Source organism: Pseudomonas sp. K2I15 (assembly GCF_002204795.1).
Lineage (GTDB): Bacteria > Pseudomonadota > Gammaproteobacteria > Pseudomonadales > Pseudomonadaceae > Aquipseudomonas.
Map to the genome: position 1 here is coordinate 52,864 of NZ_NIXO01000019.1, position 15,400 is coordinate 68,263.

At 62.5% G+C, this 15,400-nt stretch carries 18 protein-coding genes; 8 read left to right on the forward strand and 10 right to left on the reverse strand.

Going from position 1 to position 15,400, the window contains the following annotated elements:
- Positions 1-3: 3 nt before the first annotated feature.
- The 3 genes from CEC48_RS13805 to CEC48_RS13815 form a co-directional block, all read right to left on the reverse strand.
- Complete coding sequence (locus tag CEC48_RS13805) at positions 4-1,680, reverse strand: ATP-binding protein (protein WP_088424265.1); 1,677 nt, start codon at positions 1,678-1,680, stop codon at positions 4-6.
- 219 nt (positions 1,681-1,899) lie between these two features.
- Positions 1,900-2,754 (reverse strand): CAP domain-containing protein, encoded by an 855-nt coding sequence (locus tag CEC48_RS13810; protein WP_088424266.1) that lies wholly within the window; start codon positions 2,752-2,754, stop codon positions 1,900-1,902.
- A gap of 81 nt (positions 2,755-2,835) precedes the next feature.
- Positions 2,836-4,071, reverse strand: a complete 1,236-nt coding sequence (locus tag CEC48_RS13815) for an MFS transporter (RefSeq protein ID WP_088424267.1) — start codon at positions 4,069-4,071, stop codon at positions 2,836-2,838.
- Between the two features lie 111 nt (positions 4,072-4,182).
- Between CEC48_RS13815 and CEC48_RS13820 the strand changes: the two genes are divergently transcribed.
- Together CEC48_RS13820 and CEC48_RS13825 are read left to right on the forward strand one after the other, a co-directional pair.
- On the forward strand, positions 4,183-5,073 hold the full coding sequence (locus tag CEC48_RS13820) for a LysR family transcriptional regulator (RefSeq protein ID WP_088424312.1): 891 nt from the start codon (positions 4,183-4,185) through the stop codon (positions 5,071-5,073).
- A 260-nt stretch (positions 5,074-5,333) separates the two neighbouring features.
- Positions 5,334-6,008 carry a GNAT family N-acetyltransferase gene (locus CEC48_RS13825; RefSeq protein WP_088424268.1) on the forward strand — a complete coding sequence of 225 codons (675 nt, stop codon included), beginning with the start codon at positions 5,334-5,336 and terminating at the stop codon, positions 6,006-6,008.
- On the opposite strand, the gene CEC48_RS13830 is transcribed toward CEC48_RS13825, so the two are convergent.
- Positions 6,005-6,604, reverse strand: coding sequence for a TetR/AcrR family transcriptional regulator (locus tag CEC48_RS13830; protein ID WP_371917765.1), 600 nt, complete (start codon positions 6,602-6,604; stop codon positions 6,005-6,007). The two genes, CEC48_RS13825 and CEC48_RS13830, sit on opposite strands and share 4 nt — an antisense overlap.
- Before the next feature lie 91 nt (positions 6,605-6,695).
- Between CEC48_RS13830 and CEC48_RS13835 the strand changes: the two genes are divergently transcribed.
- Positions 6,696-7,304, forward strand: a complete 609-nt coding sequence (locus CEC48_RS13835; RefSeq protein ID WP_088424269.1) for an NAD(P)H-dependent oxidoreductase — start codon at positions 6,696-6,698, stop codon at positions 7,302-7,304.
- On the opposite strand, the gene CEC48_RS13840 is transcribed toward CEC48_RS13835, so the two are convergent.
- Complete coding sequence (locus tag CEC48_RS13840) at positions 7,301-8,170, reverse strand: LysR substrate-binding domain-containing protein (RefSeq protein WP_088424270.1); 870 nt, start codon at positions 8,168-8,170, stop codon at positions 7,301-7,303. The two genes, CEC48_RS13835 and CEC48_RS13840, sit on opposite strands and share 4 nt — an antisense overlap.
- A 107-nt stretch (positions 8,171-8,277) precedes the next feature.
- Between CEC48_RS13840 and CEC48_RS13845 the strand changes: the two genes are divergently transcribed.
- From CEC48_RS13845 to CEC48_RS13855, 3 genes are all read left to right on the forward strand, one after another.
- Positions 8,278-8,556, forward strand: coding sequence for a carboxymuconolactone decarboxylase family protein (locus CEC48_RS13845; protein WP_088424271.1), 279 nt, complete (start codon positions 8,278-8,280; stop codon positions 8,554-8,556).
- Positions 8,557-8,561: 5 nt separating this feature from the next.
- Positions 8,562-8,936 carry a tautomerase family protein gene (locus tag CEC48_RS13850; protein WP_088424272.1) on the forward strand — a complete coding sequence of 125 codons (375 nt, stop codon included), beginning with the start codon at positions 8,562-8,564 and terminating at the stop codon, positions 8,934-8,936.
- Positions 8,937-9,044: 108 nt separating this feature from the next.
- Positions 9,045-9,314, forward strand: a complete 270-nt coding sequence (locus CEC48_RS13855; RefSeq protein WP_088424273.1) for a hypothetical protein — start codon at positions 9,045-9,047, stop codon at positions 9,312-9,314.
- A gap of 64 nt (positions 9,315-9,378) precedes the next feature.
- Here the strand turns inward: CEC48_RS13855 and CEC48_RS13860 are convergent, their stop codons facing one another.
- From CEC48_RS13860 to CEC48_RS13870, 3 genes are all read right to left on the reverse strand, one after another.
- Positions 9,379-9,768 carry a hypothetical protein gene (locus CEC48_RS13860; RefSeq protein WP_088424274.1) on the reverse strand — a complete coding sequence of 130 codons (390 nt, stop codon included), beginning with the start codon at positions 9,766-9,768 and terminating at the stop codon, positions 9,379-9,381.
- Positions 9,769-9,800: 32 nt separating this feature from the next.
- Entirely contained in the window at positions 9,801-11,057 is a 1,257-nt protein-coding gene (aroA, locus tag CEC48_RS13865) for a 3-phosphoshikimate 1-carboxyvinyltransferase (protein WP_088424275.1), read from the reverse strand.
- A gap of 100 nt (positions 11,058-11,157) precedes the next feature.
- The gene (locus CEC48_RS13870) at positions 11,158-11,958 is read right to left on the reverse strand and encodes an isocitrate lyase/phosphoenolpyruvate mutase family protein (protein WP_088424276.1); all 801 of its coding nucleotides are present in this window, start codon (positions 11,956-11,958) and stop codon (positions 11,158-11,160) included.
- A 174-nt stretch (positions 11,959-12,132) separates the two neighbouring features.
- Here CEC48_RS13870 and CEC48_RS13875 point away from each other — a divergent pair, with 174 nt between their 5' ends.
- On the forward strand, positions 12,133-12,486 hold the full coding sequence (locus CEC48_RS13875) for a DUF1428 domain-containing protein (protein WP_088424277.1): 354 nt from the start codon (positions 12,133-12,135) through the stop codon (positions 12,484-12,486).
- Between the two features lie 212 nt (positions 12,487-12,698).
- Positions 12,699-13,328 carry a lytic polysaccharide monooxygenase auxiliary activity family 9 protein gene (locus CEC48_RS13880; protein WP_088424278.1) on the forward strand — a complete coding sequence of 210 codons (630 nt, stop codon included), beginning with the start codon at positions 12,699-12,701 and terminating at the stop codon, positions 13,326-13,328.
- Between the two features lie 148 nt (positions 13,329-13,476).
- On the opposite strand, the gene CEC48_RS13885 is transcribed toward CEC48_RS13880, so the two are convergent.
- Positions 13,477-14,031 carry a UPF0149 family protein gene (locus CEC48_RS13885; protein WP_088424279.1) on the reverse strand — a complete coding sequence of 185 codons (555 nt, stop codon included), beginning with the start codon at positions 14,029-14,031 and terminating at the stop codon, positions 13,477-13,479.
- 87 nt (positions 14,032-14,118) lie between these two features.
- Positions 14,119-15,372: a chloride channel protein gene (locus CEC48_RS13890; RefSeq protein ID WP_088424280.1), complete on the reverse strand. Its 1,254-nt coding sequence runs from the start codon at positions 15,370-15,372 to the stop codon at positions 14,119-14,121.
- Positions 15,373-15,400 lie beyond the last annotated feature (28 nt).

The following is a 15,400-nucleotide window of genomic DNA, read 5'->3' on the forward strand; positions in this document are numbered from 1 at the left end:
GGCTCAGCCTTTGAGCAGCGCCCTGGCCAGCACCTTTGAGACCTGGTCCGCAGAGTAGGGCTTGGGCAGGAAAACCAGGCCTTCGTAGCCGCTTTCCGCCAGTTCCTCGCTGTAGCCCGAGGTCAGCACCACCGGCAGGCCGGGCCTGCGCCGCCGCAATTCCCTGGCCAGCGCCACGCCAGTGATGCCGGGCATTACCACATCGGAAAACACCGCATCGAATCCCATTGCGTCTGCGCCGGCCAGTTCCAGCGCCTGTTCGGCATTGGTCGCCCAGGTGGTCTGGTAGCCCAGGTCCTGGAGGATCTGATTGGCAAAGCGGCCGACTTCCAGATTGTCTTCCACCACCAGAATATGGCGCTGGGCGCTGTCCGCGATCAGCTCGCAAGTCTCTTGGGCGCCGCACTCGAAGCCCTCTTCAGGCACAACCTGGGGCAAGTAGAGGGTAAACACCGTGCCTTGGCCGACGTTGCTGGCCACATCGACATTACCGCCCGACTGCTTGGCGAAGCCGAACACCTGGGACAGCCCCAGGCCCGTGCCCTTACCGACTTCCTTGGTGGTGAAGAAGGGCTCGAAGATGCGCTCGAACGCCTCGCCGGGAATCCCGCTGCCGGTGTCAGTCAGCGAGATCGCAATAAATGCCTGGCGCGAGCCTGCATCACCACGAATGCTCGGCAGTGCCTGGTCGGCGCCCACGCTCAGGGTCAGGGTGCCCTGGCCGTTCATCGCGTCCCGGGCGTTGAGGGCGATGTTGATCAAGGCGGTTTCAAACTGGCTGGAGTCGGCACGCACATAACACGGTTGCCCGGGCAACTCGACCCGCACCTGAATGCGCGCGCCCGTGACGGTCTCCAGCATGTCGCCGATGTTTTTAACCCGCTGGCCCGCATCGAACACTTCCGGGTTCAACGGCTGGCGGCGGGCGAATGCGAGCAACTGGCTGGTCAATTTGCCTGCACGCTCCACGGTGTCGGTGACGGCGCTCATGTAGCGCTGGCGACGTTCTTCAGACAGGGTGGGCAGGCGCAGGAAGTCCACAGATGAACGAATGATGGTCAGCAGGTTGTTGAAGTCATGAGCCACGCCGCCGGTCAGTTGGCCGATGGCTTCGAGCTTTTGCGATTGGCGCAACGCCGCTTCGGTCTGTGTCAGCAGGGTGGTTCTTTCGTTGACGCGGTGCTCCAGGCTCGCATTCAACTCGGCCAGGCGCAGGGACTGTTCGACGGTGGCGGTGGTTTCGGTCACGGTGTCGAGCATGCCGACCACGTTGCCCTGCACGTCGCGAATCGGGCTGTAGCAGAAGGTGAAGTACGCCTGCTCCGGTGCGCAGCCGCGTTCGACAATCAACGGGAAATTTTCGATAAAGGTGGCTTCACCGGCGAAGGCTGCGTTGGCGATCGGGCTGATTTGGGGCCAGGCTTCCTGCCAGATCTCATTGAAAGGCCGCCCGAGTGCGTCTGGCTTGTCGCCGAGAATCGGGACAAACCCGTCGTTGTACAGCGTGATCAGCGAAGGCCCCCAGACAATCGCCTGGGGGAATCTGGAGGCAAGGCACAGGGCGGCCGTGGTCTTCAGCACATCCGGCCAGTGTTCCAATGGCCCCAGCGGCGTATTGGCCCAGTCGTGATGCCGGACCCGTTCGACCATTTCGCCGCCGCCTTGCAGCCAGTTTGTCATTCGGTGAACGCCTTCTTTGCCACGGTTTGCTGAAGTTGGGATGCCAAGCTACAGACACCCCTGGACCCAGCCAGTTCAGCGGGATTATCCACTAGATGGCAATTTAATGTCGCCACCCAATAATGACCCGGCAAAACCGCCTTCAAACCACGGTGATCGCGACCGTCAGGGGCGCAGCGCCTCATGGTGTGCCGCGTCGGAGCGAAGATACGTTGACCGTTATTGCTGCACGCCAAACAACCCGGTCCAGTAGATGCCTGCATCACTCTTCGGGTCCATGGCATAGGCGGCGCCCATTTCACGGAACTGCGGGTTCATCAGGTTGGCGCAGTGCCCGGGGCTGGCGAGCCAGCCGTCGACCACTTTGCGTGGAGTGTCCATGCCGGCGGCGATGTTCTCGCCGATCTGCTGGCCGATGTAGCCCGCCAGCTCAGCCCGGTCGCCCGGGGTGCGGCCATCGTGGTCCAAGTGATCAAAGAAGTTGCCGTTGGCCATGTTGCGGGCGTGGCCGGCGGCGGCGGCGGCGAGTTCTTCGTTCCAGCTCAGCGGCGTGGTGGCGGCAAACGCCTGGCCGCCGCACTGGCGGGGTTGTTGGCGGGCGGCGTTGATGATGTCGAGCACCTTCTTGCCTTCGGTCTGGGTCTCGCCCAGGCCGCTGGTCAGCAGCGGGCGGGCCAGCACAATGCGCCAGTCCTGGCCGTTGTTGCTCACGCCGATATCAATGAACTGCGGGTCGAGCACCACCCGGCAAAAACTTTCGCGCACGGCTTTCATGGCGGCTTCGGCGTTCTTGGGCCCGCTCAGGCTGATGGCCTGGACGTTGACCATTGGGTACGCGGCCCGCGCCAACGCCTGCTGCAAATCGCCGACACTGTTGACCGGCAACACCAGGCGCGTGTCGCTGGCCAGTGGTGGCAATTCCTGGGAACCCTGGTTGCCGCAGCGCTGAACCTGGCTGCGGTATTGATTGATCGAGTCGACCAACAGGCTTTCTTCACCCGCCTGCGCCTGGGCGCTGAACACCAGACTGGCGGCCAGCGTCGTAAGACCCATCATCAATGACAGAACGCGCATGGACGTTTCCCTTGAGCTTGAAAGTGCCCATGATGCGCGATGAAGGGGCATCCATGCACCCGTTGGTCCGAACTTTCTCCCTCAGTTCTTGAATACCGAGTGTTTACGGCCCTGGTCACACAAGGCGAACACCACCACAAGCAGGGACGCGATGATGAGGACCGACGCCACGCTGAATGTAGTTTGCATCCCGCTTCCCACGTCTGCGGGACTGGCCGTTGCGAGGTCGCCGGACACCTGCGCAAACACCGCACTCAATGCCGAGGCACCCGCGATCAGCCCCAGATTGCGCGACAGGTTGAGCAGGCCCGCAACCGCGCCGCGCCGGTCCGCCAGTACGTCGCTCATCACCGCAGTGTTGTTGGCGGCCTGGAACTGCGCGTAGCCGAGGGTGAGGATTATCAGCGGGCCGATGTACCCGGCAATACCGAGATTCAACGGCGTCAGTGACAGCAACAGGCAGCCGACAAGCATCGCCAGCAACCCGGCAATGGTCATTGGGCCGCTGCCGAAACGGTCGGTCAAACGGCCCGCAGGTACGCCCATCAATGCCGAAACACACGGCCCCACTGCCATCGTCAGGCCCATCCAGGCGGGGTCGAGGCCTGCGCCGTGGGTCAGGTAGAAAGGCCCGACCACCAACGTCGCCATCATCACCGCCGACACCAGCGCGCTCATGACCAGGCCGGCGCTTAGGGTTGAATCCCGCAGCGTCGACAAGAAACTGAAGCCTGATGACGTGGGTTGTTGTTCGCGACGGTCGACTCGCAGGTAACGGCGGGCGAGGGCAAAGGTCAGCAACCCCAGCGGCACGGTGATGCAGAACAGCGCACGCCAGCCAAACCCCGCGATCAACACGCCGCCAATGCTTGGCCCCAGCGCGGTACCCATGGCCGACATGCTGCCCAGCAACCCCATGGCACGGCCGGTACGTTCCTTGGCCACGGTTTCGCCCACCAGCGCCATGGTCATCGCCATCATGATCGCCGCGCCCAGGCCTTGCAGGGCCCGGGCAGCAATCAAAAGCCCGAGGGAGGGAGCCATGCCACACAAGGCGGAGGCAGCGGTGAAGAGTAACAACCCGGTCAATAGCAGGCGGCTGCGACCCATCAAGTCACCCAGCCGCCCAACGCTGACGATCACGGCGGTGATCGCCAGCAAGTAAGCGAGCACCACCCACTGCACAGCCTGGAAGGATGCATCAAACGCCTGCACCAGGCTCGGCAGGCCGACATTCGCGATGCTGGTGCCCAAGGACGCCAGCAGCATGGACAGTGACAGGGCGGCGAGGGCGCCACGGGGTGTAGGTGATTTCATCAAGAGGCTCCTGGGTTTGACCGCTGTCAGAAATCTACGCCGTCACCTAACATGGCGGAAGGCGCAGCATTTGCACTTTATACGTGCGCCAAACGCCATGTGAGGTTTGCCGTGTCAACACCGGATTTGAATTTGCTGATCACCCTGGATGTGTTGCTCGCCGAAGGCAGCGTCGCCCGCGCCGCCCAACGTTTGCGCCTGAGCCCGTCGGCAATGAGCCGGGCGCTGGCGCGACTGCGGGAAACCACCGGCGATCCGTTATTGGTGCGCGCCGGCCGTGGCCTGGTGCCAACACCGCGAGCCCTGGCGTTGCGCGAGCAGGTCAGCCAGTTGGTACAGGATGCCGAGGCGGTATTGCGGCCGGCTGCGACGCTGGACCCGAGCCAACTTGTGCGTACGTTCACCTTGCGCACCAGCGACGGTTTTGTTGAAAACTTCGGCCCGGCGCTATTGGCGCGTATCGCCAAGGAAGCGCCCGGTGTACGCCTGCGTTTCGTGCACAAGCCGGACAAGGCCAGCACGCCACTGCGCGACGGCAGCGTCGACCTGGAAACGGGCGTGGTCGACAGCAGTGCCAGCCCCGAGGTGCTGACCCAGGCGCTGTTCCGCGACCGGTTTATTGGCGTGGTGCGCAAGGGGCATCCGCTGAGTGAGGGCGAAGTCACACCGCAACGCTTCGCCAAAGGCCAGCACATCTACGTGTCCCGACGCGGCCATGATCAGGGCCAGATTCATCAAGCCCTTGAAGCGTTGGGGCTGACGCGGGACGTGGTGACCATCGTCGCCGGTTTCTCGACGGCCCTGGCGCTGGCCCGCAGCACCGACCTGATCGCCAGCGTGCCGGAGCGCCATACCGCCAACCTGCACAGCGATCTCCATCGTTTTGCGCTGCCGTTTGCGTTCCCGGACTTCACCGTGTCGATGCTCTGGCACCCCCGCCTGGACGCCGACCTGGCCCATCGCTGGCTGCGCAGTTGCCTGCGGGAGGTGTGTGTGCAGTGAGCCGAGCCTGGATCACCAATTTGGAAAGCACCGACCCCCGGTGGCGAGGGAGCTTGCTCCCGTTGGGCGGCGAAGCGGCCCCAAAACCTGCATCCTGTTTCTAGCAGAAAGAACGCGGTGTGCTTAATGGGGCTGCTACGCAGCCCAACGGGAGCAAGCTCCCTCGCCACAATAGGACTGAGGCAAGTCGCTCTGGGTCCACGACAGCCTTTCAACAGGTACAATCCGCGCGGTCATGACACGAAACACCAGGAATTCGAATGTTCAGCCTTATCCGTTACGAAACCCCATGCCCCGAGCCGATCAACGCGCAGATCCTGCAGATGGTGGTCGACTACCTGACCGACATCAGCATGGTCGCCATCCCGCCGAGCAACCTGCTGTACAACGTCTACCAGTACGCGATCGGCTACGAGGTGCACCTGTATCTGGAAGCGCTGGGCGGGTCCAAGGGTATTGCGGTTGAATTGATCGTGGCGCTGGACGCGCAAGAGCAGGTGATCGGCTTCCTGCTGTACCTGCCGGTGAAGGACGATCCCGAGGCGTGCGGCGTGGCCTATATGGCGGTGCACGCCAGCCATCGGCGCAAAGGCGTGGCGCGGGCGATGATGCAGGACATGCTGGCCCGCTACCCCCATGCCGAACTGACCTGTGCGGTGGAGAAGGTGCCGGCGTTCGAGTCCATGGGCTTTCAACTACGCGGCGTGCGCGGTACCCAGGTGCTGATGAACACCCGCGACTACAGCACCGACGGCTTGATGGGTTTGCTGGATGTGGCGTCGATCTACAGCTCGCTGGAGGTGCGCCAGATCCACACCTACCTGCTGCAAAAGCACGGCAAGCGGGCGATGGTCGATGCCGAAAAACAGCGTGATCGTCACTTCGACCAGATGACCCACAAAGCACGGGTGTTCGTACGCGAAAGGCTGGGCTAACGCGCCGCCCCTCGACTCACCACCGCCTTGATGCTCGCAAACAATTCCTCTTGCGCCTCCACAGGGCTTATCTCGCCGCTGGCCGCTGCATGAGACAGCGCCTCGGCCGCGCCGAGCATCCCGCGCAAGCCGGCCTGGCTGATGTCGCCGGACGGGGTAAACGGGGCCAGGGCATCCCGACACTTGCCGAGGAAAATCACGTCGTATTCACGCTTGATGGCTTCCAGTTCCGGGCTGCCGGCCAGGGCTGAAATCACGCCCGGAATCTCACGCCCCTGTAACAACACACAGTCGACATAACACGAGGCGATCACCCAGGCGCGGTCTTCCAGGGTAGGTGTGCTGGCCTCTATTTCGGCGGCAAACACCTGGTTCTGACGGGCGTCGAAATCTTCATACAGCGCGGCCAGAAGCCCCGCGCGATCGCCGAAATGGCCATACACCACCGGCTTGGTGACGCCGGCCAACTCGGCCAGGTGCCCCAGGGTCAGGGCGTCGGTGCCTTCTTCGCGCACCAATTGCCAGGCCACGTCGAGCAACTGGCGTAACCGGTCATCCCGGGACAGGCGACGGCGAGGGGATTGACTGCTTGACATGCTTATATACCAAAAGTAACTTACCAACGGTAACTTAGCTCAAGCCTACTCAATTTGCCTTCCCGTCGCTACCCCCGTAGGAGTCACTGCCATGCACGCGCTGATCGTTGTTGCTCACCACGACCCTCATTCCCTGACCCACAACCTCGCCAAACAGGCCGCTGCAGGCATCACTGCCGCCGGCCACACTTTCGAAATCGCTGACCTCACCGCCGAAGGCTTCGACCCGCGCTACGGCGCCGCCGACCATAAAGTACACCGCACCCGCGCCACGCCGCCGGCCGACGTGCTGGCGGAACAGGCCCGGCTCGACCGCGCCGACGCCTTGGTGCTGGTGTACCCGATCTTCTGGTGGTCGATGCCAGCGTTGCTCAAGGGCTGGATCGACCGGGTGTTCGTCAACGGTTGGGCGATCGACTACAGCCTTGAAACCAAGGTGGTGAAAAAACTCGGCCACCTGCAGGTTCACTTGCTGGGCGTCGGCGGGGCGGATGAAGGCGTGTTTGAACGCCATGGCTATGCTAACGCCATGCGCACGCAAATCGACCACGGGATTTTTGATTACTGTGGGGCGAAAGTGCTGACATCCGAGCTGTTGCTGGACTCGGAGAGCGGCGCCGCGGAGCAGCATCTGGAGACGGTGGCGAAGTTGGGGCGACAGTTGTTTGTTGCTGCCCTGGAACCCTGCGAAACCGCCTAAACCACCTGCTGTTCGAGGCTGCTCTGTATGAGCGTAGCCAACTGTGCCATTGCCGCGCCTGGCGCTGGATGGCTGCAATGCAGTTCATAGCCAAGGGATGGCACCGGCGGCAGCCCGTCGAGCACCCGCAGGCGCGCCGGCAAGCCGATGCGGGTGCGCAACGTCACGCCCAACCCGGCGTCGACGGCGGCCCAGATTCCGCCGACGCTGGGGCTGGTCAAGGCAATGCGCCAGGCAATGCCGGCGCGGTCCAGCGCTTCGGTGGCAGCACTGCGCAATACGCAGGGCGCCTCGAACATCACCAGTGGCAGCGGCGCATCTTCGGCACGCGGCAGTTGCGGCTTGTCCCGGGGGCCGATCCAGTGCATCGGTGTTTGCCCAAGGCGTGTGGAGCCGGTCGAGGTGCGGCCGGTTTCCCAGGTCAGTGCCAAGTCCAGGCCGGCACTGTCGATCAGTGCAAGCAGTTCGGCGTTGCGGCCAATCCGCACTTCGAGGCTGATCATCGGATACAGCCTGGCGAAGCGCCGCAGGATGTCACTGAGCACATGCTCGCCAAAATCCTCCTGCAAGCCGAGGCGCAAGGTGCCTGCGGTTTGGGTTTCGTGAAGGCTGCTGAAGACGCTGTCGTTGAGGTCCAGCAGCCGCCTGGCGTGACTGAGTAGCGCTTCACCCACTGGCGTCAGCACCAGGCCACGCCCGGATTTGCTCAGCACCGGCGTGCCGACCTGTTCTTCGAGTTTCTTCAATTGCGCACTGACGGCAGAGGTCGAACGGCCCAGGCGATCTGCCGCCTTGGCGAAGCTGTTCAACTCAACGCCGGTGACAAAGGTGCGCAGTACATCTAGGTCGAAGGTGGGGCGGCGCATTTTACAGTCCATAAAATTGGGATGATTGGTGCTGTTTAATCTGATATTCGGAACGATCCTGGCTTGCTAGTTTTTGCCCGTCAACTGAATTGTCGGAGCGAGAGCCCATGAGCAACAAATTTACCGAGCTGACCCGCGATGTGCTGTTCGCCGATATCTGGGAGCGTGACGGCCTGTCACCCAGGGAGCGCAGCTTGATCACTGTGGCCGCGTTGGTGGCGATGTATCGTCTGGAGCAATTGCCGTTTCACTTGCAGAGGGCTGTTGGCAATGGCTTGAGCGTCGATGAGCTGGGCGAGGTGATCACACACCTGGCGTTTTATTCCGGTTGGCCGACGGCGGCGTCGGCGTTGAACCTGTTGGCAGCCATCGATCCTGCGGAGTAACCACCATGCCCTACGCACGAATCTCCCTGCATCGCGGGAAATCTCCAGAGTATCTGCAAGCGCTTTCCCAGGGACTGCATGACGCCCTGGTTGAAAGTTTCAAGATTCCTGAAGCGGATCGCTTCCACGTGATCCACCAGCACGAAGTGGGCGAAATGATCATCGACCCCAACTACCTGGGCGGCCCACGCAGCCACGACTATGTACTGATCGCGATCACTGGAGGCAAACGCCGTGATACCGAGACCAAACGCCATCTCTACCGGGTGCTGGTGGAGCGGTTGGAGGCCGCCATAGGGCTGAGCCCTGAGGACGTGATGGTGGTGATTACGACGACGGCGGCGGATGAGTGGTCGTTTGCGGGGGGAAGAGGCAATTAGCTCGGCGGCGAACCTGCTTTGAGGAAGGTGGAACCGTTTTTTGATTCGGGCCACAGAGCGGATGGCTGTCCATACGGGCAGCCCAACTTGAGCCATGGAGAAAATACGATGTCGACCATTACTGCCGGTGGGGCAACTTCTGCCCCTATGATCGATACGCCCAAAGACAAGCCTGCATCTGATCAGGCACTCAATAATAACGAGCTCAAGACGGGTGAAACGCCGCGTTTCTCGAGGGTAACTCCTGAGCAGGTCAAGCAGCTGAATGACGAGCAACTAGAGCGGCTAAAGAGATTTCCCGACATGAGCCTCAAAGACCTATTGGCCGGACATGGCACGGAATTCAAGATGAAGGGAGGTGGCACATTCATCTGGTGACGTAGGCCTGAACCCGTGGCAGCGTGGCTGTATTGCTCGAAAAGCAGCGCAACCCCGGGGGGCTTCAACCCTCCCGAAACAAGTCATGAGCATCCAGCAACCGATACGCAATCTCCGGCCGCTTCTCCAGGCCCTTGCGAATCGCTGCCGGAATCGACTGCCGGGTCTTGCGACACAACCCCGGCAAGTCATCGATAACGATCTGAATCCCGCGCATGCTTTTGACTTCCGTATGACCGGGCGCGATGTGCACGCGGATGCCCAATTGCTGGTGCATCAGCTGTTGCATGCGCTCAAGGTCGGGCAGGCTTTGCAGGTTTTCGAGGCGTTCGAGCAGGCGTTTTTCTTCCTGGCGCGTCAGGTGCAGGATGCGTGCATCGGCGCCGGGGAGGTCGAGCAGTTGGTCGCGATTGCAGTCGCAGGCGCCGGGTGGGCAGGGTTGGCGAATCGTCATGAAGTCTCCCTCCCGTTACCGGCGCCGACGGCTTACCAGGTCAGTTGGACGCCAAGGCTTTCCAGCTCTTTCCAGTACTCAGGATAGGTCTTGCCGACGCAGTCCGGGTCCTGAATCCTGATCCCCGACACCTTCAGGCCCGCCAAGGCAAAGCACATCGCGATGCGGTGGTCGGCGTGGGTGTCGATCAGCGCGTTGCACGCGGTGCCCGCCAGGGCCGGATCGCTGGCCACCAGCAAATCATCACCTTCAATGGTCGCCAGGCCCGGGCGAATTTCGTTCAGGCCGTCATGCAACGCCTGCACCCGGTCACATTCCTTGACCCGCAGGTTGGCCAACTCCGTGAAGCGTACCGGCGTGTTGTTGAACGCGGCCAGTACGGCGAGGGTTGGAATGGCATCCTGCATCTGCGAGCCAATGACCACCGGCTGCATCTGCGGGAATTGCGCGATCACTGCCTGGGCCTTGGCATCGGGCTGGGTGAAATCCTGCGGGGCGACACCGAGGTCGATGCGGCCACCGGTCAGCACTTCGGCGGCCCACAGATAGGTGGCGGCGGAAGCGTCAGGCTCGATCAGGTAGTCGTGTGCGGTGTAGCCGGTGGGGGCCACGCGCCAGGTGCTTTCATCGACGATGTCCACCTGGGCACCGAAGGCGCGCATGCAGTCCAGGGTCAGGTCGACATAGCCACGGGCGCCAATGTCCTTGCCGGTCAGGGCCACTTCAATCGGGGCTTCGCCGCACGCCGCCAGCATCAGCAGCGCCGACACGTACTGGCTCGACAGGCCGCCGTCGATCTCGAAACGCTTGGCCTGCACGCGGCCGGTGCCATGGACGGTTACGGGAGGGCAGCCGGTAGGGCTGTCGACCTTGATGCCATTCTGGCCGAGGGTCGCGAGCAGCGGGCCGATCGGGCGTTTTTGCATGTAGGCGTCGCCGTCCAGCACCACGGTGCCTTGCACGGTGGCCACGGCCGCGGTGAGGAAGCGCATCGCGGTGCCGGCATTACCGAGGAACAGCGGTTGCGCCGGCAATTGCAGCTTGCCAACGCTGGTGACGACGAACGTGGTGTCGTCCGGTTCATCAATCACCACGCCCATCTGCCGCAGGGCCACCGACATGTGGCGGGTGTCATCGCTTTTCAACGCGCCGCTCAGGCGGCTGGTGCCCCTGGCCAGGGCGGCCAGCAGCAGGGCACGGTTGGTAATGGATTTGGAGCCGGGGGGCGCTACCTTGCCGTTCAATGGAAAGTTGGGCGGTGTAACGGTCACGGTTTTCTGCGAACTCAAGGTACAAGGCTCCTGCTTCAAGGCGGGTGGCGTTTGGCGGACACGAATAATCGGCCAAACACGCTACCGTTGTCGAGCGGGGATCGTTGGGCGTCGCGGGTTATGGCGCCATGCGGCCATTCAAGTCGCCATAGGTGAACGCCTTCAGGTCATGGCTATCCAGTGTTCCGGTACGCAGGAAGCCTTCGGCCAGGCTGTGCATGGCGCCGTACAGGAATTCGGCGATGCTCGAACCTGCCGTCAGGCGGCGCACGCCCAAGGCTTGCAGTGTCTCGGGAGCGGGCAAGCCGGCCCACGCCAGAACGTTGACCGGCAAGGTGGTCGCCTGGCAGAGCTGCCGGATTTCGTGTTCCAGGTGGATACCGGCGGCAAACAATCCGTCGGCGCCTGCGCCCTGATACAACGCGGCGCGCTTGAGAAGTTCTTCAAGGCGCTGTGGCTCAGGCGCCAACCCTTTCAAATACACGTCGCTACGGGCGTTGATAAACAGCTTCACCCCACAACTGTCCGCCACCCGGCGTGCGACTTCGATCTTGCGCGCCAGCAGTTCAGGTGTGCCGGCGCCGTCTTCAATGTTGATGCCGACGGCGCCCGCGTCGATCACGGCCTTGATCACCCGGCTCACTTGCTCCAGGTCGTCGGAATAACCCGCCTCAATGTCCACGCTCAGCGGCACATCAATGACGCGGGCGATGGAGTGCACGGTGCTCACCAGCAAAGGCAGCGGCAGTTGATTGCCGTCCTTGTAGCCGTGGGTCCAGGCAACGGCCGCGCTGCTGGTGGCGACGGCCTGGCTGCCCAGTTGCGCCACCAGGCGCCCACCGCCCGCATCGGCGACGTTGGGCAGGATCAACAAGTGGGCATGGTGCAGGGCGTGGAATGCGTTGGCGTGGGCGGTCATGGTGAGTCAGTCCTTTGAGCGGGTTTTGTTATTGAAGGCGCCTGTCATATCAAGAATCGACCCGGCCTCGCAATCGGTAAAACACCGCTGGTCGACATTTCCCACGTTGATGTCGATTGAGCGCCTGATTGATCGACTACAAGCAGAACAACCCGTCGAATCAGGAGAATGATCATGTCTTACGTAGATGGCTGTGTGATCGCAGTACCCACCGCAAACCGCGAACGATTTATCCAGCACGCCAAGGCCGCCGCCGTGGTGTTCAAGGAGCACGGTGCGCTCAATATCGTTGAGTGCTGGGGCGACGATGTGCCCCAGGGGCAGGTGACGTCGCTGCCCATGGCGGTGAAGCTTAAGGACGATGAAACCGTGGTGTTTTCCTGGATCGTGTGGCCGTCACGGCAGGTGCGTGATGCCGGGATGCGCAAGGTGATGGAGGACCCGCGCCTGAAGGCGGACGCCAACCCGATGCCGTTTGATGGGCAACGCATGATTTATGGCGGCTTTGAGATGATCCTCAACACCTGAAGCCGGGTGTTCACGGACGGCAGCTGTAGTCCGATCGCCTGTCGCAGGGTAGGACCGGCGATAGGCCCGCTGCAGGACTACTGTGAAAACGCCGCAAAACAAGGACATGGCGCGATTTGTCTGACAGAACTGTCGGGTAGACAACCCGGCGGGGTGGGCTAAGTTCAAGGCGCTTCCCATGACGGGAAGCCTTCAATCAAGGAGTGACTGAAATGAACAAACCCCAGACTCAACTCAGGCATGGTCGCGTCGTGACTCCGGCCAGCCGTGGCTCGGTGGCGGTAGAACGCGGGCTGCTGGAAAACTGGCAAGTCAACGAAATGGAAGGCGGCAAGAACTTCCCGGCCCTCAGCGCCGGGCCATTTCCGGTGCCTTTTGAGACCGACGATCAAAGCGTCACGCCGCCCGCCGACGGGCACATTCTCAGTGGCGGCAAGACCGATGCCCGCGACTGCGTGAACTTCACTGACGATGAAATGAGCAAGAAGCTAAACACCCCATTCAACTGGCCATTGCTGAATGTTGAAGCCGGCCAGGTGTTCAAGGTGCAGTGGGACTACACCGCCGCGCACGTGACCCGTGGCTATCGCTGGTTGATCACCAAGGATGGCTGGGACGCGACGCAGCGCATCAGCCGCGCTCAGTTGGAGGCCAAGCCGTTCTACGAGGACTTTTACACCCAAGTGCCGTACTACCAGCACTCGGCCGAACTGAAGGCCAAGGTGGAACACCACGTGACGTTGCCCAAGGGCAAGAAGGGCCGGCATGTGCTGGTGCTGATGTGGATCGTGGCCAACACCGGCAATGCGTTCTATCAGGCGTTTGACGTCGATTTCAAATAGCGCCAACTGAAACGGGAGGGAACACATGATGTGGCGAGGGAGCTTGCTCCCGCTGGGCTGCGCAGCAGCCCTAAAAATCAGGGGCGCTTCGCACCCCAGCGGGAGCAAGCTCCCTCGCCACAGGTATTGTATTCAGACACGAGATAAATCAGCGCTGGGCCAACCAGTAATCGTGCAATGCACGGGCGGCCGGCTCGATCGCGGCCACCCGCTGTTGATGAGCATCAACATCCAGGTCTGCCGGCAGTTCAAAGTTGTCCTGCTCAGCGCACCAGGAAATCTTCTCCAGTTGCCCGGCCTGTTCGGCGGGCAGCTCTGGCCAGTTGCCAATGGCCGCGCCACGGATATAGCCAAAGCACCATTCTTCCGCCAGGGTCAGTGGCTGGCCCTGATGCTCGGTTTCTTCAAAACGTGCTTTAAAGCCTTGCGCATCGGTCGCCAGTTGCGTGGCGATAGCGTTCATGTGCCGCACGCTCAGTTCAAGGAACTGCTTGGCTTCTTCCGGGCTTTCCCAGTCAGGGTTCTGCCCGCCAAAGATACCGGGGAACCACTCGGCAACGTCCACCTGCGCAGGGCTTGAAACCAGCGCGGTGAAGTAGCCGTCGAGCTCGGCCAGGTTCAGCACCGAATGGTCGTCGCCGTACTTGAGCAGGGTTTCGTCGATGAACTCGAAGTCGGCAGGGGCGAGGGGTTGGTCGTGCATGGGCATATCCTTTGTGCGTAGAACGCCGCTGATGGGGCGGCTTAAAGCGCGGAGGATGGCGCGTGCCGGGGTTTTAATCCAGCTTCTTCAGCGCTTTTCCCACAACACGCACAACTTGCTCATGCACATCGAACCCGCCACCGCGAGAATGATCGGCACCAGGAAGTCGTGGTCGATGCGGGTGAATTCCGCCACCAGCACAATCGCCGTCAGCGGCATGCTCATGCTGGAAGCCAGGAACGCCGCCGCGCCAATAATCGCGAACGCCCCCAGCGGCACACCGGGCCACAGCAGGCTCCAGGCGCCGCCGAGGATGACTGCCAGCAAGGCGCCATTGGCCAGCGCTGGCGTCAACAGGCCGCCTTCGGCACCGGCGCGCAGGGTGCTGGCGGTGATCAGCACCTTGACCACCAGCAGCACGGCGGCGAGGCCGATGGTCAACTCGTTGTCGAAACCCAGCTGCGCCGGGCCTTTGCCATTACCAAGAATCTGCGGCAGGAAAATGGCCAGGCCACCGATGATCGTGAAGTTGATCAACGACAGCACCGGCAGCCGCCAACCACGGGCGGCATGGCTGCGGGCCGCGCCGGTCAGGCGGGTGAACCCGTAGGCGGCCACGCCAAACACCGGCCCGCAAGCCAGCGCCCAGGCGACCAAGCCTGGGCTGAGCACAAAGTGCGGTATCACGTATTGCGACTCCGCCCCCAGGCCGATCCAGGCCACCGACGCGCCGATGGCCGAGGTGGCCAGGGCAATCACCGCCGCCGGCCAAGTGAACACACCCACCAACACTTCGAGCACAAACACCGCGCCACCCAACGGCACGTTGTACACGGCCGCCAACCCGGCGCCGGCACCGCAGGCGACAATCAGCCGGTGCATGTCCGGCGCCAGGCGTGCCCGCTGTGACAGCCAGGTGGCGGCCACCGCGCCGACTTCCCTTGGCGCCACTTCACGGCCCAGCGGCGAGCCGAGGGCCACGGTGATGATTTGCAGCACGGCGTGGGCGAGGGTGGTCTTGGGCGGCATGATCGGCGCCTGGGCCGAGACCGCCTGCTTGATGCTCACCAACGGGCGGCCATAGCGGTAGATCAGCCACCAACCGAGGCCTGCGATGAGGCCGCAGCTCGTCAGCACCAACACCCTGCGTTCGGGTGACGCTGCGGTGACACCGAGCAAAAAGGTTTCGTGGCTGATCAGGCTGTCCAGGCTGTAGCCGTAGGCCAGGTGCTGGATACCGTGCAGCAGCAAGGCCAGGAGCATGCCGCCGATGCCTGCGCCGATGCCAGTGAAGATGACCACAAGGGCGAGAATCAGCAGCGAACGGGTTTTTGAGGGCATGAAGGGTCCAGGGAGCCGGGTTTTCGAG